At 42.9% G+C, this 20,520-nt stretch carries 19 protein-coding genes; 5 read left to right on the top strand and 14 right to left on the bottom strand.

What is annotated here, in order from left to right; all coding sequences use genetic code 11:
- The first annotated feature begins 149 nt into the window (after positions 1–149).
- The 4 genes from mtnN to CHJ_RS02350 all read left to right on the top strand — a co-directional run bounded on the left by mtnN (position 150) and on the right by CHJ_RS02350 (position 3,330).
- Complete coding sequence (gene mtnN, locus CHJ_RS02365; RefSeq protein WP_171753827.1) at positions 150–845, top strand: 5'-methylthioadenosine/S-adenosylhomocysteine nucleosidase; 696 nt, start codon at positions 150–152, stop codon at positions 843–845.
- 5 nt (positions 846–850) lie between these two features.
- Positions 851–1,804 carry a cobalamin biosynthesis family protein gene (locus CHJ_RS02360; RefSeq protein WP_317916767.1) on the top strand — a complete coding sequence of 318 codons (954 nt, stop codon included), beginning with the start codon at positions 851–853 and terminating at the stop codon, positions 1,802–1,804.
- A 2-nt stretch (positions 1,805–1,806) separates the two neighbouring features.
- Positions 1,807–2,628: a vitamin B12 ABC transporter substrate-binding protein BtuF gene (btuF, locus tag CHJ_RS02355; protein WP_317916766.1), complete on the top strand. Its 822-nt coding sequence runs from the start codon at positions 1,807–1,809 to the stop codon at positions 2,626–2,628.
- Positions 2,629–2,709: 81 nt separating this feature from the next.
- Entirely contained in the window at positions 2,710–3,330 is a 621-nt protein-coding gene (locus CHJ_RS02350) for a TRIC cation channel family protein (protein ID WP_171753830.1), read from the top strand.
- Positions 3,331–3,353: 23 nt separating this feature from the next.
- Here the strand turns inward: CHJ_RS02350 and pncC are convergent, their stop codons facing one another.
- Positions 3,354–3,851, bottom strand: coding sequence for a nicotinamide-nucleotide amidase (gene pncC, locus CHJ_RS02345; RefSeq protein WP_171753831.1), 498 nt, complete (start codon positions 3,849–3,851; stop codon positions 3,354–3,356).
- A 94-nt stretch (positions 3,852–3,945) separates the two neighbouring features.
- Between pncC and mutS the strand changes: the two genes are divergently transcribed.
- Positions 3,946–6,507 carry a DNA mismatch repair protein MutS gene (gene mutS / locus CHJ_RS02340; protein ID WP_317918065.1) on the top strand — a complete coding sequence of 854 codons (2,562 nt, stop codon included), beginning with the start codon at positions 3,946–3,948 and terminating at the stop codon, positions 6,505–6,507.
- Between the two features lie 86 nt (positions 6,508–6,593).
- Here the strand turns inward: mutS and rpoS are convergent, their stop codons facing one another.
- The 13 genes from rpoS to rlmD all read right to left on the bottom strand — a co-directional run bounded on the left by rpoS (position 6,594) and on the right by rlmD (position 20,475).
- Positions 6,594–7,604 carry an RNA polymerase sigma factor RpoS gene (gene rpoS, locus CHJ_RS02335; RefSeq protein WP_411861532.1) on the bottom strand — a complete coding sequence of 337 codons (1,011 nt, stop codon included), beginning with the start codon at positions 7,602–7,604 and terminating at the stop codon, positions 6,594–6,596.
- A gap of 39 nt (positions 7,605–7,643) precedes the next feature.
- Positions 7,644–8,582 carry a peptidoglycan DD-metalloendopeptidase family protein gene (locus CHJ_RS02330; RefSeq protein ID WP_171753833.1) on the bottom strand — a complete coding sequence of 313 codons (939 nt, stop codon included), beginning with the start codon at positions 8,580–8,582 and terminating at the stop codon, positions 7,644–7,646.
- A 7-nt stretch (positions 8,583–8,589) separates the two neighbouring features.
- Positions 8,590–9,216 (bottom strand): protein-L-isoaspartate(D-aspartate) O-methyltransferase, encoded by a 627-nt coding sequence (locus CHJ_RS02325; protein ID WP_171753834.1) that lies wholly within the window; start codon positions 9,214–9,216, stop codon positions 8,590–8,592.
- Positions 9,216–9,962: a 5'/3'-nucleotidase SurE gene (surE, locus tag CHJ_RS02320; RefSeq protein WP_317916765.1), complete on the bottom strand. Its 747-nt coding sequence runs from the start codon at positions 9,960–9,962 to the stop codon at positions 9,216–9,218. Before surE ends, CHJ_RS02325 begins: the two co-directional genes overlap by 1 nt.
- A 14-nt stretch (positions 9,963–9,976) precedes the next feature.
- Positions 9,977–11,065, bottom strand: a complete 1,089-nt coding sequence (truD, locus tag CHJ_RS02315) for a tRNA pseudouridine(13) synthase TruD (protein ID WP_317916764.1) — start codon at positions 11,063–11,065, stop codon at positions 9,977–9,979.
- A gap of 3 nt (positions 11,066–11,068) precedes the next feature.
- Positions 11,069–11,545 carry a 2-C-methyl-D-erythritol 2,4-cyclodiphosphate synthase gene (gene ispF / locus CHJ_RS02310; RefSeq protein ID WP_171753837.1) on the bottom strand — a complete coding sequence of 159 codons (477 nt, stop codon included), beginning with the start codon at positions 11,543–11,545 and terminating at the stop codon, positions 11,069–11,071.
- A complete protein-coding gene (gene ispD, locus CHJ_RS02305; RefSeq protein WP_317916763.1) occupies positions 11,542–12,258 on the bottom strand; it encodes a 2-C-methyl-D-erythritol 4-phosphate cytidylyltransferase in 717 nt (238 codons plus the stop codon). Before ispD ends, ispF begins: the two co-directional genes overlap by 4 nt.
- A 96-nt stretch (positions 12,259–12,354) precedes the next feature.
- Positions 12,355–12,636, bottom strand: a complete 282-nt coding sequence (gene ftsB, locus CHJ_RS02300) for a cell division protein FtsB (protein WP_171753839.1) — start codon at positions 12,634–12,636, stop codon at positions 12,355–12,357.
- 153 nt (positions 12,637–12,789) lie between these two features.
- A complete protein-coding gene (gene eno / locus CHJ_RS02295; RefSeq protein ID WP_171753840.1) occupies positions 12,790–14,088 on the bottom strand; it encodes a phosphopyruvate hydratase in 1,299 nt (432 codons plus the stop codon).
- A 77-nt stretch (positions 14,089–14,165) separates the two neighbouring features.
- Entirely contained in the window at positions 14,166–15,806 is a 1,641-nt protein-coding gene (locus CHJ_RS02290) for a CTP synthase (RefSeq protein WP_171753841.1), read from the bottom strand.
- 201 nt (positions 15,807–16,007) lie between these two features.
- A complete protein-coding gene (gene mazG / locus CHJ_RS02285; protein WP_317916762.1) occupies positions 16,008–16,808 on the bottom strand; it encodes a nucleoside triphosphate pyrophosphohydrolase in 801 nt (266 codons plus the stop codon).
- A gap of 92 nt (positions 16,809–16,900) precedes the next feature.
- Positions 16,901–19,114, bottom strand: coding sequence for a GTP diphosphokinase (gene relA, locus CHJ_RS02280; RefSeq protein WP_317916761.1), 2,214 nt, complete (start codon positions 19,112–19,114; stop codon positions 16,901–16,903).
- A 44-nt stretch (positions 19,115–19,158) separates the two neighbouring features.
- Positions 19,159–20,475 (bottom strand): 23S rRNA (uracil(1939)-C(5))-methyltransferase RlmD, encoded by a 1,317-nt coding sequence (gene rlmD, locus CHJ_RS02275; RefSeq protein ID WP_171754932.1) that lies wholly within the window; start codon positions 20,473–20,475, stop codon positions 19,159–19,161.
- Positions 20,476–20,520: the final 45 nt, after the last annotated feature.

Below are 20,520 nucleotides of genomic sequence, written 5' to 3'. Positions count from 1 at the left end.
TTTTTATATCTCAATGAGCCTCATATGATAACTAGATTGCTATAAGCAAGTAGAGAACTGATATCTCGAACAATTTACCGATTCCTCTAAAACAACTCTATGCTACAATTTAAGCCAATTACGTCACATTAAACTTAAAGAGACTATTTATGAAAATCGGCATTATTGGTGCAATGGAACAAGAAGTGACCATATTAAAGAGCGCTATCTCCAACTGTGAAGTTACCGAAAAAGGCGGATGCTCATTCTTTTCCGGTCAACTTAATGGCGTAGAAGTCGTCATGCTTCAATCCGGCATTGGTAAAGTGGCTGCCGCCGTTGGTACAACCATTCTAATTGACCAATTTAATCCAGATATGATCATCAATACTGGTTCTGCCGGTGGATTTGACTCCAGCTTAAACTTAGGTGATGTGGTGATCTCTACCGAAGTGCGTTACCACGATGCAGACGTCACCGCATTTGGCTATGAAATGGGGCAAATGGCGAGTCAACCTGCCGCCTTTATTGCCGATAAAAACTTAATCCAAGTGGCAGAAGATGCGTTAGCAAAAATGAAGGATACACATGCCGTACGTGGCCTCATTTGCACAGGCGATACCTTTGTAAACTCCGAAGCTCACAACCAGTTCATTATGAAGCATTTCCCTTCAGTTATTGCGGTAGAGATGGAAGCTGCAGCGATTGCTCAAACATGTCACCAGTTTGGTAAGCCGTTCGTTGTTGTTCGTGCAATATCAGATGTTGCGGATAAAGAATCGCCAATGACATTTGATGAGTTTTTACCACTCGCAGCAAAAAGTTCATCTGAGATGGTGACTAATATGATCGAGCTGCTTAAGTAGCTTATATGCAAGCTGCATTTGAGCATTTTTATAGCAATGGCGCCCTGCTGGTACTGTGGGGTGCATTGCTGTTTCATCTAATTTTGCCCATTCCCGTTTCAGCCCATCCCGCTACCCTGTGGCGGGCTTTTGCCCGAATCCTTGCAGATAAAGTTAATACTCAGACTAGCTACTCGCAAAGTATTATCTCCGGTAGCTTGGCGTGGGCATTAATGATGCTCCCTGCCTTGGCCGTATTCGTTGCACTACAACCTCTCGTTTGGCAACAACAACTATTTGAATTGGCACTGCTGTTGTTGGCCATTGACTGGAGAAACAGCGAAAAACTGGCAGGAGAGCTATCAAACGCGTTAATTAAAGAAGATAAGAAACTAGCCAGAAGTTTACTTAAACCTATTTTAAATAGAGAAACCAACTCATTATCACCACTAGGGTTAGGCAAAGCAGGCGCCGAAACAATCATACTAGGATATGGTCGAAACGTAGTTTCAGTGCTATTTTGGTATGGCTTGGCTGGTGGAATTGGCGCCATCATGTATCGGCTAATTCAAGAACTGGCTAGAGCTTGGTCTCCCAGTAACGGGAACTTTCTTCCTTTCGGCTTACCGGCGGTAAGGCTTCTCGCAATATTGGATTTTCTTCCTTTACGACTGTTCTCTTTTTTCATTGCCGTTGGGAAAAATGGCATTCAAACAAGTAAGCAGATGCTATTGCAAGGAAAAACTTGGCCCACTCCCGGAGCTGGCTGGCTGCTCGCATCCGTTGGCACTAAACTGGAGCTGTCATTGGGGGGCCCTGCTATTTATCAGGGTAAAAAATCCATTCGTCCCAAAATAGGAGGACGAGTCGCCCCTTCAGCCATTCATTTAGCGCAGCTACAAAAGCTGCTCGTGTGGCGACTGTTTGCTTGGATTTTAATACAAAGTGCTATTATGTTTACGGTATACCAAGGGTTTTAAACTTGAAATATCTACTCCTTTCTCTGTTGCTTATCTCGACCTACTCTGTCCACGCAATTGAACGAATCATTTCTCTCGCGCCCTCTTCCACAGAGCTCATTTATGCGGCGGGATTAGAAAACAAGATCATTGCAGCGAGTGATTTTAGCGACTATCCAGAGGAGGCAAAAAAGTTAGAAAGAGTAGCAAGCTTTAACAGCATCAATATAGAGCGGATTATCGCATTACAACCTGATTTAATCGTAGCTTGGCGCTCTGGCGGTGCGATTAAAGCTCTAGATAAATTACAAAGTTTGGGCTTTTCAATTTACTATTCCGATACCAACAAGTTAGCCGATATCGCCTTAAGAATTGAAGAGTTAAGTCTTTACGCTGACAATCCTGAGCAAGGTCAACGTAACGCAGACAATTTTCGACAGTCATTAAAAAAACTGCAAGATAAGTATAAAGATTTGCCTCCTATCAACTACTTTTATCAATTAAGCAGCAAGCCAATCTACACTATTGCTCAAAACCATTGGCCTAGCGAAGTGTTTCAGCTATGCGGTGGTCGCAATGTTTTTCAACAAGCTTCAAGCCCGTATCCTCAAGTTGGTTTAGAGCAAGTTTTAGTCAGAAAGCCCGACGTTATCTTCACTTCGGCCCATACCAAACAAAACCCCGAGATGTGGCACAAATGGCGAGCACAAATTCCAGCGGTTGAACACAACTACATCTGGTCTCTAAATGCGGATTGGTTAAACCGTCCTACACCACGCTCATTACATGCCATTGAGGAAGTGTGTAATCGTTTTAGCTATGTAAGAGAGAAAAAAAGCAATTAAGCAAATTATGACATTATTTTCTTAATAAAATAGCGTAAAATCTGCTCTCGTCTTTTTATCCATCTACTAGTAATCATCTCCATGGACTCAACACTACTCTATTTTATCGATCTATTTGGTACGGCCGTTTTCGCAATATCCGGCGTGTTATTGGCAGGACGTTTAAAAATGGATCCCTTTGGTGTTGTAGTACTGGCAAGTGTAACCGCCATTGGCGGAGGCTCTATTCGCGATGTGCTACTAGGTGCGACGCCTGTGTTTTGGATCACCGATAACGCTTATATTTGGGTCATTATTTTTACCTGTTTATTAACCATGGCGATTGTACGTAGACCAAAGCGATTACCTTGGTATGTACTCCCCGTCTGTGATGCTATTGGTTTAGCCGCTTTCGTAGGTATTGGTGTAGAAAAAGCCCTTAGCCTGCAAACCTCTTATCTTATTGCAATAATAATGGGCGTATCTACTGGTTGCGGTGGCGGGATTATCCGCGACGTTTTAGCAAGAGAAATACCCATGGTATTAAGAAGTGAAGTCTACGCCACGGCTTGCATCATTGGTGGCTTCTTCCATGTTACCGCACTGCATTTTGGGCTGGATAATTCGGCCGCCTTTTTATTGGGTGCAATCTCTACACTTTCAATTCGTTTAGCAGCTATTAAATGGCATTTATCATTACCAACATTTGCCCTATTACGATAGCTCTCATATGAATGGCAACGCTATTATTGACGTGTTCCGTTTTCGATAAGTTGTAGAAGCGTCTTAATAGCGTAGTAACAGGCCTGTTCCCTAACTTCAGCCCTGTTTCCAGAAAAATATTGCACTCGCTGGACCTGCTCTCCATCAGCCAACTGCCAACCGAACCAGACCGTTCCTACAGGTTTATCATCACTACCGCCACCGGGACCGGCAATGCCACTAACAGATATCGCCACATCTGCTAGTGAATGCTCGACAGCACCAGCAGCCATCTGTTCCACAACTTGTCTGCTGACAGCACCATGGCGGTTAATCGCCTCTTCATCGACGAATAACATCTGTTGTTTAGACTCATTGCTATAGGTAATAAACGCACGGTCAAACCAAGCAGAGCTACCGGAAATATCGGTAATCGCCGCCGATATTCCACCACCAGTACAAGATTCCGCAGTTGTCACTAGCCAACCTTTACTTTTTAACTGCTTCCCTAACGTTTCACTTAATTGAGTTAATGTTTCCATGATCGAAAAACCCTCGATTTCATCTTGCCTGTCAATTCTATTCACGTATCCTAAGCCGCTGGAATAAGAAGTTAAAGTGGTAAATAAGGTCAACATGGCAAAAGCGACTCCTACACACACGCCTATGATGCAGCAGTATTTAAAATTAAAGGCGGAAAACCCTGATATCTTGCTGTTTTATAGAATGGGGGATTTTTATGAACTTTTTTATGATGATGCAAAGAAGGCTTCACAACTTCTTGATATTTCGCTAACCAAGCGAGGCTCTTCTGCTGGAGAGCCCATTCCAATGGCAGGTGTTCCATACCATGCCGTTGAAGGCTATCTAGCAAAATTGGTTCAGATGGGAGAGTCAGTCGCTATCTGTGAGCAAGTGGGTGATCCTGCGACAAGCAAAGGGCCTGTAGAACGCAGAGTGGTTAGAATTGTTACCCCAGGCACCGTCACCGATGAAGCATTACTTTCAGAACGTGTAGATAACTTAATCGCCGCTATATATCATCAAAATGGTAAATTTGGCTATGCCACGCTAGATATTACTTCTGGTCGCTTTCAGTTATGTGAACCAAATAGCCAAGAGGCCATGTTGGCAGAGCTGCAACGTACCTCTCCTACAGAACTTCTATTCCCCGAAGATTTTGAGCCAGTAGAAGTCATGGCAAACCGAAATGGTAACCGTCGTCGTCCTGTTTGGGAATTTGAATTAGAGACAGCAAAACAGCAATTAAACCAGCAGTTCGCGACCCGTGATCTTATTGGTTTTGGTGTAGAAAACGCCGAGCTTGGACTATGCGCGGCAGGATGTCTTATTCAGTACGTCAAAGATACGCAACGTACAGCATTACCACATATACGCTCTCTCACTTATGATTCTCAAGATCATTCCGTCATTCTCGATGCCGCCACTCGTCGAAATTTAGAGATTACACAAAATTTATCCGGCGGTAGTGATAATACACTGGCGGATGTACTTGACCATAGCGCCACGGCCATGGGAAGCCGCATGCTAAAGCGCTGGTTACACCAGCCTATGCGATGCAGGGAAACCCTAAATCAACGACTCGACGCTATTACCGAACTAAAAGAACAAGGTTTGTATACTGACCTTCAGCCAATCTTAAAACAGATTGGGGACATTGAGCGTATCTTAGCGCGCTTAGCTTTAAGAACGGCACGTCCGAGAGATCTCTCTCGCTTGCGTCACGCCATGCAACAACTGCCTGATTTAGCAGACACAATGCAGGAAATCAGTGATTCTTACCTTGGTAAGTTGCGTCAGTTTTCCGCACCTATGGACGATATCTGTCAACTATTGCAACAAGCGATAAAAGAGAATCCCCCAGTTATTATTCGCGATGGCGGTGTCATTGCCACAGGTTACAGCGCTGAACTGGATGAATGGCGTGACCTCGCAGACGGAGCAACAGAGTATTTAGAGAAATTAGAAGCGGATGAACGAGATCGCCATGGAATAGATACCCTAAAAGTTGGCTACAATAATGTTCATGGTTTTTATATTCAAGTAAGCCGAGGCCAGAGTCATTTAGTTCCTCCGCACTATGTTCGTCGACAGACACTTAAGAATGCTGAACGCTACATCATTCCTGAGTTAAAAGAGCATGAAGACAAGGTATTAAGTTCCAAATCAAAAGCCTTAGCTATCGAAAAGCGTTTATGGGAAGAGCTGTTTGACTTATTGATGCCTAACTTAGAGCGATTACAAAACTTAGCGTCCGCAATCTCTCAGCTAGACGTTTTACAAGGGTTAGCGGAACGGGCTGAAACGCTGAATTATGCTCGTCCCTATCTGACTGATGATATCGGCATTCATATACAAAATGGTCGTCACCCTGTGGTGGAACAAGTTATGGACACCCCTTTCATCGCCAACCCGATAGAGTTAAGTCCAGATCGAAAGATGCTTATTATTACAGGGCCAAATATGGGCGGTAAATCCACCTATATGAGACAGACTGCTCTGATTGTCTTACTTGCTCATATTGGTTCTTATGTCCCAGCAGAAAACGCTACTATAGGAATCATAGACCGAATATTTACCCGAATTGGTGCCTCAGATGATCTCGCCTCTGGTCGTTCAACATTTATGGTTGAAATGACTGAAACTGCCAATATTTTGCACAACGCAACACCACACAGTTTAGTTCTCATGGATGAAATTGGTCGTGGAACAAGTACTTATGATGGTCTCTCTCTGGCATGGGCCAGTGCGGAGTGGTTAGCCAACCAAATCGGCGCAATGACACTATTTGCCACTCATTACTTTGAGTTGACCGAACTGCCAAACCAGTTAAAACAGCTCGCTAACGTTCATCTAGATGCAGTAGAACATGGTGATAGCATCGCCTTTATGCATGCGGTACAGGAAGGTGCAGCCAGTAAGTCTTATGGTTTAGCCGTTGCAGGCCTTGCTGGTGTACCTAAGACAGTGATCAAAAATGCGCGTGGAAAGCTAAACCAACTGGAACAGATGGGTAATCAACCTTCGACTCCAAACAACAATGTCGATATCGCCAATCAGCTGAGTTTAATTCCTGAACCTAGCGAAGTCGAACAGGCACTCTCCAGCATTGATCCAGATGATTTAACACCACGGCAAGCCTTGGATGAGCTCTACCGACTGAAAAAACTGCTCTAGATCGAAAAAGGGATCATATTGATCCCTTTTTTATTTTCTATCCTAACCTCACTCCATTCTGAGCAGGTTAAACGTGATATTTTCGGCTACATCTGCTCTACATCGAACAGTGACTCCATGTTAAGCCCTTGTTTCAATAGAATTTCTCGTAGGCGACGCAGTCCTTCAACTTGAATTTGACGAACTCGTTCACGAGTTAAACAGATTTCACGGCCAACTTCTTCCAATGTCGAAGGCTCATAGCCAAGTAAACCAAATCGGCGAGCCAATACCTCTTTCTGTTTTGGATTAAGTTCATCGAGCCAGTCAATCAAAGAACTTTTAATATCATCATCTTGAGTAGAAACTTCGGGGTCTGAATGGTTAACATCCGGAATAATATCCAAAAGTGCCTTTTCTCCATCCCCACCAATAGGTGTATCTACCGAGCTCACTCGCTCATTAAGGCGAAGCATTTTGCTCACATCACTTACTGGCTTATCAAGCTGCTCTGCAATCTCTTCTGCTGTCGGTTCATGGTCCAGCTTCTGAGACAATTCTCGAGCGGTACGTAAATAGATATTAAGCTCTTTCACGACGTGGATAGGTAGTCGAATAGTACGGGTCTGATTCATTAACGCACGTTCAATAGTTTGACGAATCCACCATGTGGCATACGTAGAAAAACGGAACCCTCTTTCTGGATCAAATTTTTCAACTGCGCGAATGAGACCTAGGTTGCCTTCTTCAATAAGATCAAGAAGCGCCAAACCTCGGTTACTGTATCGACGAGAAATTTTAACGACCAAGCGTAAGTTACTTTCAATCATTCTTTTTCGAGCGGCGTCATCACCACGCAATGCTCGGCGAGCGTATAGAACTTCTTCTTCTGCGGTTAATAGTGGAGAGAAACCAATTTCTCCGAGATAAAGCTGCGTTGCGTCCAAGCTCTTCGCTGTTACCTCGTACTCTTCTTTATTACTGGTTTCTTCTGCTGGTTGGGTTTCTTGAACAAGATTAGCTGCTGAAGCATTGATACCTTCATTAATCTCAAACTCTTCGACTTTCGTTGCTGCATTGCTGATACTCATAGCGCCTCCCCTTGGCGAGTTTAGCAAGACATTACTACCGCTAATGTCGCTGAAATAAACTTAGAGCTAAGGCAAATACCGTTTTGGATTTACAGATTTACCTTGATATCGAATTTCAAAATGTAATTTCACTCTATTTGCTCCAGAACTTCCCATGGTGGCGATCTTCTGGCCGGCTTTTACACTTTGTCCTTCTTGTACTAGCAAACGGTCGTTATGGGCATATGCACTTAAATAGTTATCATTATGTTTCACGATTATCAAATTACCGTATCCGCGAAGTGCATTACCGGAATATACAACTGTACCACTTGCCGTAGAAACAATAGACTGACCTCGCTGCCCTGCTATGTCTATGCCTTTGTTTCCTTGGTCTCCAGTTGAGAAACTCTTAATTACCCTCCCTTTTGTTGGCCAAGACCACTTCGAAATTTTGACGTTTTTCGCTTTAGGCTTATTGGCATTTTTATTAACATTTTGTTTACTCTGATTTCCAACATACTCTTTTGACTTAGCAGGATCAAGCTTATTTGTCACAGTTTTTTTGGCATTTTGTGAATTTTTTGAACTTGAATTTGTTAAGTTAGGAGTTGCTTTATTAGCACTATTTGCTGCAGTTGAACTAGAGGAAGCCGCTGTTGAAGTGCTAATCGTACCAGCTGCTACAGTAGAAGTAGCAACAGAAGAACTGTTATTTCCTCCTGTACCTCCATAAGCAGGAGCTTTATAAGCTGGGCGCCATAAACGAAGCTTTTGACCAGGGTGGATCGTGTAAGGAGCAGAAAGATTATTGTAACGAACAATATCGTTTACATTCTTATCTGTGATGTAGGCTATAAAATAAAGGGTATCACCCTTCTGAACTTGGTAATAACTGCCTCGATAACTGCCTCGTTGAATAGAGTTGTAATCTTTCTGTATGCTAGAAACTGGAGCTGGGGACGTCGCAGAGCAGCCTATTAACAAGGCTGCAAATAGACTTGGTATCACCAGTTTCAATCGCATCTTCATTTTATGCCAAATTACCCGCAATAAGAGGAACAAACCTTACCGGCTCTACGATGGTGGACGTAAAGCTGTCTCCATGTCGTACAATTTTAAGTAACTGTTGGTTATCTTCTCCTACCGGAATAACCAAGCGACCATTTTCTGCTAACTGTGCAGTTAGTGCTTCCGGTACTTGAGACGCCGCTGCGGTGACAACAATAGCATCAAAGGGACCTTTATTCTCCCAGCCTTGCCAACCATCAGCATGCTTAGTCGTTACATTATAAATATCCAGCTGCTTTAACCTACGTTTCGCCTCCCATTGTAGAGATTTAATTCTCTCTACTGAGTAGACCTTATCTACCAATTGAGCCAATACAGCCGTTTGATAGCCTGAACCTGTTCCCACCTCCAACACGCGAGTTGAAGAGTTTAACTCTAGCAACTCAGTCATCTTCGCAACAATATAGGGTTGAGAAATTGTCTGACCATGAGCGATTGGTAAGGCATTATTATCGTATGCCTGATGCCTTAATGCTTCAGATATAAACTGCTCTCTAGGGACTCTTGCTATTGCATCAAGAACGGCGTTATCTTTCACACCGTTTACTTTTAGAAATTCAATAAGCTGCTCGACATATGGACTGCTCATTATCTTTTTCCCTGCATCCAAGCTTGCACGCTATTGATTGACTCATGAGCAGTAAGGTCCACCTGCATAGGTGTAATGGAAACCATACCATGCTCAATAGCATAAAAGTCCGTTCCTTCACCTGCATCCTGCTCTTTACCTGGAGGGCCAAGCCAATAAACATCATGCCCACGAGGATCTTTTTGTTTAATCATATTTTCTGCGTGGTGACGTGCACCCAATCTTGTTACTTGCTGGCCTTTTAATTGTTCAAAAGGAACATCCGGCACATTGATATTAAGCAATCGGTTAGTGGGAATAGGCGACTGCAGATGCTGCTCAACAATCTGTCGAGCTATTTTAGCCGCAGTGGCAAAATTATCACTACCTACCAAAGAAAACGCAATAGATTGAACTTGTAAGAAATGCCCTTCCATCGCCGCGGCAACGGTTCCAGAATACAGAACATCATCACCTAAGTTCGCACCATGGTTGATGCCACTAAGCACCAAATCCGGTAAATCATCTTTCAGTAACTCGTTTAAGGCAAAGTGAACACAATCGGTTGGCGTTCCTTGTACTGCATAAACATTGTCTGAGAACTGAGACACCCTTAGTGGCGTCTCCAGTGTCAGAGAGTTTGATGCCCCTGAACGGTTTCGATCTGGAGCGACGATAATAATTTCCGCAAGATCGGCAAGTTCTTTAGCGAGCATGTTCAATCCTTCGGCATGCACTCCATCATCATTGCTAAGCAAAATTTTCATTATTATCTAAGCCTTTACTCGTAACTACGTTCTACTGGGATCTCTTGCACTAATTCTCTTATGATTGATGTCGCAAAGCTTCCAGACGAAAGAGAAAAACACAACACAACATTATTATCTTGTACTGAATATGATAAATCCGTCGGTTTCAACAAGGTCTCTCGTCTGTCATGACGCATGCGATTGCCTCTAATTAGAGCCATAAGGTCCGGTTCTGAGTCAACAATCTTCTGTTCCAATTGCAAAGCTTGTTGTTCAGTTGGTAAAGCGTTATCACCTGCCAGCGCAGCTGTAATAAAGGCTTCGCCAGATTCTAACTTTTGTTGATATTGTGCTAACTCATCTGCCATTATGGCACTGCTGATTTTTTGCTCTGCCATGACACTTTCTTCAAGTTTAGTCTCGTTAGCCAACATAACAATATCGCCTGGCACCAGAGTAGAAAAGCAATCCTGATTAATTCTTTCAGAAACAATATGGTTGAATATCCAAGAACGCGCGGTGGAAAGATACATGCTTCGCTTGTTTTGGTTTCTAGTGCGTACGTTATCCCGCCCCCAGCGCTTAGCCTCCAGAACATTGTTGCCATCCCGACCAAAACGCTGAGCACCATAATAGTTTGGTACACCACCGGAAATCACCGACTCGACTCTCTTCTCTACAGACTCGACATCTGACACTTCAGACAAGGTAATCTCAAAGCGGTTGCCAATTAAATCACCCGGACGAAGCTTTTTGTTGTGTCGATTCAACTCAAGTATTTGGATAGAAGGATACTGTTTTTCAAATTCAGAGAAGTCTGGCTCTTGTTCCGCTTTGGCTAAATGAATACTTAGCCACTGTTCTGTCACCGCATGCCTATCTTTTAACCCTGCCCAGCCTACATTTTTAGATTTAACATTGCAGTATCGTGCTAATTCATTGGCCACAAACATCGTGTTTTCACCGGTTTTACGGATTTTCACCATCAGGTGCTCACCCGAACCAGTAAATGAGTATCCCAGTTCTTCTTTTACGACGAAGTGTTCAGGCTGCGCTTTTAATTTTGCTTTACACTCTGGCTTTCCATACAGATAAGCCAGATCTTCAAGTATATCGGTCATAGGTTACTTCTTAGTTAACAGAACGACGGCTTCACAGGCAATACCTTCTTTGCGACCTGTGAATCCCAACTTTTCAGTTGTCGTTGCTTTGACATTTACATTATCTATCGATGTTTGCACATCTTCTGCAATGGCTTCTCTCATTGCTTGAATATAAGGCAGCATTTTAGGTGCTTGAGCAATGATAGTGACATCCAAGTTACCTATCTGGTAACCACGCTGCTGAGCAAGTCGATACACCTCTTTGAGTAGTTCTCGGCTATCAACGTCTTTCCAACGCTCATCATTATCAGGGAAATGCGTTCCAATATCACCTTCTGCTAACGCCCCCAGCAGGGCATCAGTCAGAGCATGAAGAGCAACATCACCATCTGAGTGAGCAATTAAACCTTGTGAGTAAGGAATAGCAACGCCACCAATAATAACAGGGCCGTCACCACCAAATTTATGCACATCAAATCCGTGACCTATCCGAATCATCTCTGTTCCTTTTGTTCTTTACGCAAGTAAAATTCAGCCAAGGCTAAATCTTCTGGTTGAGTTATCTTTAAGTTGTCCATTCGACCGGGTACTAACTGAGGCTGGATTCCAAGCCACTCCATCGCTGACGCCTCATCGGTTATCGTCGCGTTAGCCTGTTTTGCTTTAATCAATGCCTCATGTAACTGATGGCTATTAAACATCTGTGGCGTTAAGGCGTGCCATAAATCTTGGCGATCGACAGTTGCAGAAATGGTACCTTCACCATTCCCCCGTTTCATGGTATCTCTAACTGGAGCTGCCAATATACCGCCCAGTTTGTTTTTGCTCACTTGTTTGATCAAAGCATCAATGTCACTGATTGAAATACAAGGCCTTGCTGCATCATGCACTAACACCCAACTCTCTGGATTTATCTCCAATAATCGAGCTAAACCAGATAACACAGAATCAGCGCGCTCTCCACCGCCATCGACTCGAATCACTTTTGGATGGTTCGCAATCTTCAACTGTGGGAAATAGGGATCGTTTGGACTTACCGCAACAATAACATTCTGTATTTGGGGATGTTCAAGAAGTTTCTCGACAGTGTGTTCTAAAATCGTTTTTTCAAGCAACTGTAGGTATTGCTTTGGGATTTCTGCCTTCATACGACTACCGATACCCGCTGCGGGCACAATGGCGTATAGTCGTTGTTCTATATTTGTAACCATTTCAATTAGACCATTCTGTAAAACTAACTGTTCAGATAATGACTTTATCTATTGTTCAATCTAGTGGAGTCGTTCAACTTACTTGGATTACTCGTCCTACTGGGAAGTATCACCCACTATACGGTAAAAGGTTTCGTCCTCTTTCACCATGCCGAGTTCGTGTCTTGCTCTCTCTTCTATTGCGTCAAGCCCTTGCCTAAGATCATCTATCTCAGCAAACATTTCATCATTACGTCGTTGTAATTCTTTATTCACGGACTGCTGAATAACAATCTCGCTATTTACATTGGCGTTTTCAATCAGCCCATTCTTCCCCCAAACAAGGAAGTAAATCAGAACAGATAATAAGCAGGTTAAACCAAGAGTGAGTAGACGCACTGAACAGGTTTCTCATCTTTAAAACTGAAGCGCTATATATAGCACAGAAGGGCATTTGGTGCGAGAGAACAGCGAGAGTAACAACTGGAAACAAAAACGCCTTCAAAAATGAAGGCGTTTTAAAACAAGTAATAAAGTTATAATTCTAAAGAATTATTGACCTTTTACTTCTTTTAGTCCGTTGAAAGGTGCACGTGAACCTAGTGCTTCTTCGATACGGATAAGTTGGTTGTACTTAGCAACACGGTCAGAACGGCTCATAGAACCAGTTTTGATTTGGCCAGCAGCAGTACCAACAGCAAGATCAGCAATAGTTGCATCTTCAGTTTCACCTGAACGGTGAGAGATAACAGCTGTGTAACCAGCATCTTTAGCCATCTTAATTGCAGCTAAAGTTTCAGTTAGAGAACCGATTTGGTTGAACTTGATAAGGATAGAGTTAGCAACACCCATTTCGATACCTTTCGCAAGGATCTTAGTGTTTGTAACGAACAGGTCGTCACCTACTAGTTGAAGCTTGTCACCTAGTAGTTCAGTTTGGTGCTTAAAGCCATCCCAATCTGACTCATCAAGACCGTCTTCGATAGATACGATTGGGTACTGATTAGCTAGGTCAGCTAGGTAGTGGTTAAACTCTTCAGAAGTGAAGATTTTACCTTCGCCTTTCATGTTGTAGTTGCCAGCTTCTTTGTCGAAGAACTCAGATGCAGCACAGTCCATCGCTAGAGTAACGTCTTTACCTAGCTCGTAACCAGCAGCTTCTACAGCTTCTTTGATTGCAGCTAGTGCAGCAGCGTTAGATTCTAGGTTAGGAGCGAAACCACCTTCATCACCAACTGCAGTGCTTAGGCCTTTAGCCTTAAGTACTTTAGCTAGGTTGTGGAATACTTCTGCACCTACACGTAGAGCTTCTTTAAGAGTTGGCGCGCCAACAGGTTGAATCATAAATTCTTGGATATCAACGTTGTTATCAGCGTGCTCACCACCATTGATGATGTTCATCATTGGAAGAGGCATAGAGAACTGACCAGGAGTACCGTTTAGTTCAGCAATGTGCTCGAACAAAGGCATACCTTTAGCAGCAGCAGCAGCTTTAGCATTTGCTAGAGATACCGCTAGAATTGCGTTTGCACCAAATTGTGATTTGTTTTCAGTGCCATCTAGGTCAATCATCACTTGGTCAACATCAGCTTGAGCTTTTGCATCCTTACCAACTAGTGCTTCAGCGATTGGGCCATTTACAGCTTCAATTGCTTTAAGAACACCTTTTCCTAGGAAACGTGCTTTGTCACCATCACGTAGCTCAAGAGCTTCGCGAGAACCAGTAGATGCGCCAGATGGAGCAGCAGCCATACCTACGAAACCGCCTTCTAGGTGTACTTCAGCTTCTACAGTTGGGTTACCACGTGAGTCGATGATTTCACGACCTAGAACTTTAACGATCTTAGACATTAATGTTTCCTCTCGTTTCAATTTAAATGTCAAAACTAAAGGGTAGCCGCACAGCATGAGCAACTACCCAGATTCTTTTACTTCTCTAATTCACCACGCTGAAATTCTCCAGCGGCTTTGACGAAACCTGCAAACAATGGATGCCCATCGCGAGGAGTCGAGGTAAATTCAGGGTGGAACTGAGCTGCCACAAACCAAGGGTGATTTGGATTCTCTATCACTTCCACTAACTTCTTGTCCGCAGACAAGCCCGACACTTTAAGGCCGGCATCTTCTAATTTAGGGCGAAGATTATTGTTTACTTCATAACGATGGCGGTGACGCTCATGAATGGTCGCACTGCCATACAGGTCTCTTGCTTTGGTTCCTTTCTCAAGGTGACACAGCTGAGAACCAAGACGCATAGTTCCACCAAGGTCTGATTTTTCGGTGCGCTCTTCGACTTTACCTTCGCCGTCAACCCACTCGGTAATCAATCCTACCACTGGATACTTCGTCTTACTGTTAAATTCTGTTGAATGCGCACCTTCTAGGCCAACCACATTACGTGCATATTCAATCAAAGCAACTTGCATACCCAAGCAAATACCCAAATAAGGGACATTGTTCTCACGGGCGTACTGGGCAGCGAGTATCTTCCCTTCAATACCACGATCACCAAAACCACCGGGTACTAAGATAGCATCGAGTCCTTGAAGGACTTCTTCGCCTTTTGACTCGACATCTTGCGAATCAACATATTTGATTTTAACGCTTAAACGGTTTTTAAGGCCAGCATGTTTTAACGCTTCATTGACGGATTTATACGCATCCGGCAATTCAATGTATTTACCAACCATACCAATCACAACTTCGTCAGTTGGGTTGGCTTCTTCGTAGATAACTTGTTCCCACTCAGATAAATTCGCCTCTGGCGCTTCAATGCCAAAGCGAGCACAAACCAGATCATCAAGACCTTGTGCTTTTATCAGTTGAGGTATTTTATAAATGGAATCAACATCTTTCATCGAGATAACCGCTTTCTCTTGCACATTACAGAACAAGGCGATTTTCTTACGTTCATTAGCAGGAATGATACGATCACTACGACAAACTAAAATATCAGGTTGAATACCGATAGAAAGCAGTTCTTTTACTGAGTGTTGCGTTGGTTTAGTTTTCACTTCACCAGCAGCAGCTAAGTATGGCACTAGCGTAAGGTGCATAAACATAGCGCGCTCACGGCCAACTTCAGCAGCAAGTTGACGAATCGCTTCCATAAATGGCAGAGATTCGATATCACCAACGGTTCCACCTACTTCAACAATGGCAATTTCATGACCTTCTGCACCAGCAAAAACTCGATCTTTAATCGCATTAGTAATATGAGGAATAACTTGAATCGTTGCACCAAGGTAGTCACCACGGCGCTCTTTTCTAAGTACGTCGGCATAAACACGACCCGCAGTGAAGTTGTTTCGCTTGGTCATCTTGGTACGGATAAAACGCTCGTAGTGACCTAAATCAAGATCAGTCTCCGCGCCATCTTCCGTAACAAATACTTCACCGTGCTGCGTAGGGCTCATCGTGCCCGGATCAACGTTTATGTAAGGGTCAAGCTTCATCATGGTCACTTTAAGACCACGAGCTTCAAGAATAGCGGCCAATGAGGCTGCTGCAATACCTTTACCTAGTGAGGAAACAACCCCGCCAGTAACAAAAATATAATTTGTCGTCATGTTTAACCTGAAATTGGTTGAATGAGGGAAATGAGTACTTTCTGGACGGGATGTAAATATACCAGAAGCGTCATACCACCACAACGTGAAACTTATCACAGTTTAATTTTTTATTTTTTGCTTCAAATCAATTGTGCTGGTCTTCCCCTTTAAGTGCCAATTATTACTAGATTTATCAGTTAATCTGCTACAAAAGCAGAGTTAGCCGCTCTTCTCATTCTGCTTTATCTGTTGCCAGTACTGATCTAGCTGTTCTAAATCAAAATCATCCAGTTCTTTACCCTGTTGAGCAACAATACGTTCGACGCCTTTAAAACGTCGCTCAAACTTATTGTTTGCTTTGCGCAGTGCAGCCTCAGGGTCATGACCTAAGTGCCGTACTAAATTGACAGTCGCAAACAACAGATCCCCCAGTTCTTCTTCCACAAGCTCCGGGTTAGGAACGGGCTGCAACGCTTCATCCAGAACCTCTTGAATCTCTTCATTGACCTTACCTGCCACTGGCTCAATAGAGTCCCAATCAAAACCGTGTTTAGCACATCGTTTCTGTATCTTATTGGCTTTTGACAGTGCAGGAATAGATGTTGGTATTGAGTCTAGAATACTTTCTTCAACTTTGCCTATCTGTTGCTTTTCCTTTTGTTTCTCTTTTTGCCAGTTTTCATTTAGCTCATCTTCAGAGTCAAAAGAGTGATCAGAAAAAACATGCGGATGTCGACGAGTCAGTTTTTCGTTGACGGTTTCAACGACTTGTTCAAAATCGAATAAATTCTCTTCTTTAGCTAACTGGCTATAAAAGATCACCTGAAACAGTAAGTCACCCAACTCTTCTTTTAGATTTCGCCAATCTTTGTTATGAATAGCGTCAACCACTTCATAAGTCTCTTCTATGGTGTGGGGCACTATGGTGTCAAATGTCTGCTTCTTGTCCCATGGACAGCCCATTTCGGGATCACGTAGTTGAGACATTATTTTTTCAAGCTGTTTAATAGGATGAGACATGGTGATGAGCTCTTTTTGATAAATATTAGCAGGTACGAGATAGCTGAATAATACAATTAAGGCCTGACAAGATCAGGCCTTAATTTTTGGGCTTAGTTAAGTCGTTTTACCGAAACAACGTCTTTAATCTGCTCTAGCCTTGATATTATTCGGCTTAACAATTCGATATTTTTCACTTCTATATCAAAATCCATAATGGATAGCTGACGCTTATAATCATTACGGCTTTTCATTGTGGTGACTTTCAGTTTTTCATTCGCCAACAGAGTAGTGATATCCTTTAACAGTCCACTTCTCTCCATCGCTTCAACCCGCAGAGTCAAAATATAACTACCAACGAAGTCATTTCCCCACACGGTATCAATGATCCGCTCAGGCGCATGTAGACGTAGTTCAAGTAGCTGTTCACAATCGCCTCTATGAACGGATATTCCTCGACCTTGAGTGATATAACCGGCAATAGTATCTCCCGGTATAGGCTGACAACATCGAGCTAGGTGTGTCATCAGGTTATCCACCCCTTCAACCACAACCGCATCTTTATGTGGTCGATTGTGTGTCGTTTTTTTGCTCTCTTGTAATTTTTCTAACGCTTGCTGGTCTTCTTCTTCAGCCGTAGGCTTATTAACCAACGCATTGATATGGTTGATAATTTGATTTATTCGCAAATCACCACTGCCAATGCCAGCATAAAGTTCATCAGGCGTATTCACATTAAAACGTTTTAACGCGTACTCATTGGCGTCTTTTAACGTAGCACCAATTTTCGTTAACTCGTTTTCTAAGATCTCTTTACCCGCTTCTAGATTTTTCTCTCGGCTCTGCTTTCTAAACCAAGCATTAATCTTGGCTCTAGCTCGACCAGAATGTACAAACCCTAAGCTAGGGTTCAACCAATCACGAGATGGGTTTGGTTCTTTCTGTGTAATGATTTCAACTTGATCCCCCATCTCCAACTGGTGAGTGAAAGGGACAATACGCCCTGCTACTTTGGTACCAATACAGCGGTGACCCACTTCAGAGTGAATATGGTAGGCAAAGTCCAGTGGTGTGGCACCCATAGGTAGATCAACCACATCACCTCTTGGCGTAAATGCGTAAACACGATCATCAAACACCTGACTTCTTAACTCATCCAACATCTCGCCGGAGTCAGACATCTCTTCTTGCCAATCAAGTAATTTACGCAACCAAGTGATTTTCTCATCATAACCACTGCGTCCGGAGGAAGCGCCTTCTTTGTACTTCCAGTGCGCAGCAACACCAAGTTCAGAATCTTCATGCATCTGCTTGGTTCGAATTTGAATTTCGATAGTCTTCCCTTCCGGCCCAAGAATTACCGTATGAATAGATTGATATCCATTAGGTTTAGGGTTGGCTACGTAATCATCAAATTCGCTTGGTAAGTGCTTATATTTGGTATGAACAATACCTAGTGTGGCATAGCAATCCTGCAGTTTATCGGCAATAATTCGAACCGCTCGAACGTCGAACAGTTCATCGAATGCCAAGTTCTTCTTCTGCATTTTTCGCCAAATGCTATAGATATGCTTAGGTCTGCCACTCACTTCAGCGTTAATATTCAATGCCTCTATTTCAGACATTAAGTCGCTAACAAAATTATCGATATACTGTTCGCGAACAATTCTTCGCTCGGAGATCTGTTTGGCGATCTGCTTGTAGGTATCAGAGTGTTGATATCGGAATGCATAATCTTCAATTTCCCATTTCAACTGCCCAATACCTAAACGGTTGGCTAACGGTGCGTAAATATTGGCGCACTCTTTTGCGACTGATTGACGAATCTCATCCGGTTGATCTTTTACTTCGCGCAAATTACATATACGTTCAGCCAGCTTAATGATAACGCAACGAAAATCATCCACCATGGCAAGAAGCATACGGCGGACGTTGTCCACTTGCCCTGATGCTGCTGAGCCATCTAATGTCACATTAAGTTGCCCAATGGCGGCCATCTCTTCTACGCCATCAATCAGCTTTATAATCTCTTTTCCGTACTTTTCTTCCAGTAATTCGGGTTCAAAAAATCCACTTGAAACCACCGGAAATAATTGAGCTGAAATCAAGGTGGCTCGATCCATTGACAGAGTGATCAAAATCTCAATCATCTCCCTGCCACGCCATAACAATAGCTCTGCTTGCTCTTTACCTTGCAACATTTCTTCACATTGCTGATAAACGCTAATGAGCTTATTACTGGTTTTTGTATCTTGACCTAAACTGGAGACCCAAGTTTCAAGTTCAAACTGTTCGTCTGTTAAGTGCGCACTGCGTACCGCGACCATTATATTTCCTAGCGTAATGTTTAGAGAGAACTTATCTCTCAATATTATTTTTCAAATAGTGCCATTGATTCTAAGTGGCTGGTATGTGGAAACATATCCAGCATAACCAGCTTTTTCAGTGTAAAACCTTGATCAAACAAACTCTGACAATCTCTGGCAAGAGTAGCAGGATTACATGAAACGTAAACCACACTCTGCACATCAATATGAGATATTTGCTTTACTACGCCACCCGCACCGGCACGAGCAGGGTCAAGTATGATCTTATCAAATTTTTCATTTAACCATGGCTGTTCAATCAACTCTTCTTCCAAGTTAGCCTGATAAAAACGTACATTCTCAAGACCATTGCTCTTGGCATTATTTGTGGCTTGATCAACCATCTCCTGAACACCTTCTACACCCACCACCTGATAGGCCAATTTAGCAATAGGCAGACTAAAATTGCCTAAGCCACAAAATAGATCCAATACTCGATCCGTTTTTTCTATCGCTAACCACTCAATGGCAAGTGCAACCATCTTGCTGTTTACTGCCTGATTCACCTGTATAAAGTTTGTCGGTTCAAAAGGGATAGTTACGCCGACTTCAGAATAAGCAGGTTCAGCACCATACAAATGCTGCACATTGTCTTTATCTAATTGCAGATATAATGAGACATCATGTTGTTTAGAAAATTCCAGCAATTTCTCTTTATCTTGCGGTTTTAACTCGCTCATTGCTCTCAATAATAGTACTGGCCTATCATCTCCCAAAGCGAGTTCAACGTGTCCTAGTTGGCTTTTATTCGCAAAAGTTGACAGCATCTTTTTTAAATCAGGAAGCAGAATATTCAATTTACTGTCTAATACAGGACAATGGCAAATATCGACAATGGTTTTGCTCTGCTTCATCCTAAAGCCAAACTCCAATGCAGAGCTTTTTTTGTTTACTTTCAGGCTTATTCGAGCACGTCTTCTATAGCCTTTTACATTCCCTACCACAGGTGAAGAGAGTTCCACACCTCCGCCTGATGTTTTTTTAATTAGCTGCTCTAACGATTGCTGCTTATACTTAAGCTGCTCAGCATGCTCAAGGTGCTGTAAATTGCATCCACCACACTGTTGATAATAGTCGCAAAATGGCTCTACTCTCTCTTCACTTAGCGTCAACGTTTTTATCAGCTTCGCTCTTGAGTATTTACTTTTGTTTTCGGTTAGCTGAACCAAAGACTCTTCACCCGGTAAAGCACCTTCAATAAAAACAGGCTTGTTATTGAGAAACGCGATGCCGGCACCATGGTGATCGATTCGCTCAATGTTCACCTGTTGGTGCTTAGTATCAAGTTGGGTTTTCTTTTTTGGTTGATAAAAACGCGCCATAATATTTGCCTGACTTAATGGTTTTTCCCGTAGCATCACTATTCT

Origin of the sequence: Vibrio sp. MACH09 (genome assembly GCF_033238805.1) — a bacterium.
GTDB lineage: Bacteria > Pseudomonadota > Gammaproteobacteria > Enterobacterales > Vibrionaceae > Vibrio.
The sequence above is the reverse complement of the archived record's forward strand: the minus strand, read 5'-3'. Positions and strand labels throughout refer to the sequence as shown.

Coding starts and splice junctions, on each gene's coding strand:
- CHJ_RS02350 (WP_171753830.1), top strand. CDS start 2,710: ATGGACTCAACACTACTCTATTTTATCGATCTATTTGGTACGGCCGTT.
- relA (WP_317916761.1), bottom strand. CDS start 19,114: ATGGTCGCGGTACGCAGTGCGCACTTAACAGACGAACAGTTTGAACTT.
- CHJ_RS02290 (WP_171753841.1), bottom strand. CDS start 15,806: ATGACGACAAATTATATTTTTGTTACTGGCGGGGTTGTTTCCTCACTA.
- rlmD (WP_171754932.1), bottom strand. CDS start 20,475: ATGGCGCGTTTTTATCAACCAAAAAAGAAAACCCAACTTGATACTAAG.
- truD (WP_317916764.1), bottom strand. CDS start 11,065: ATGACCGATATACTTGAAGATCTGGCTTATCTGTATGGAAAGCCAGAG.
- ispD (WP_317916763.1), bottom strand. CDS start 12,258: ATGGTTACAAATATAGAACAACGACTATACGCCATTGTGCCCGCAGCG.
- mtnN (WP_171753827.1), top strand. CDS start 150: ATGAAAATCGGCATTATTGGTGCAATGGAACAAGAAGTGACCATATTA.
- eno (WP_171753840.1), bottom strand. CDS start 14,088: ATGTCTAAGATCGTTAAAGTTCTAGGTCGTGAAATCATCGACTCACGT.
- CHJ_RS02325 (WP_171753834.1), bottom strand. CDS start 9,216: ATGAGCAGTCCATATGTCGAGCAGCTTATTGAATTTCTAAAAGTAAAC.
- mutS (WP_317918065.1), top strand. CDS start 3,946: ATGGCAAAAGCGACTCCTACACACACGCCTATGATGCAGCAGTATTTA.
- pncC (WP_171753831.1), bottom strand. CDS start 3,851: ATGGAAACATTAACTCAATTAAGTGAAACGTTAGGGAAGCAGTTAAAA.
- CHJ_RS02360 (WP_317916767.1), top strand. CDS start 851: ATGCAAGCTGCATTTGAGCATTTTTATAGCAATGGCGCCCTGCTGGTA.
- ispF (WP_171753837.1), bottom strand. CDS start 11,545: ATGATTCGGATAGGTCACGGATTTGATGTGCATAAATTTGGTGGTGAC.
- mazG (WP_317916762.1), bottom strand. CDS start 16,808: ATGTCTCATCCTATTAAACAGCTTGAAAAAATAATGTCTCAACTACGT.
- surE (WP_317916765.1), bottom strand. CDS start 9,962: ATGAAAATTTTGCTTAGCAATGATGATGGAGTGCATGCCGAAGGATTG.
- CHJ_RS02330 (WP_171753833.1), bottom strand. CDS start 8,582: ATGCGATTGAAACTGGTGATACCAAGTCTATTTGCAGCCTTGTTAATA.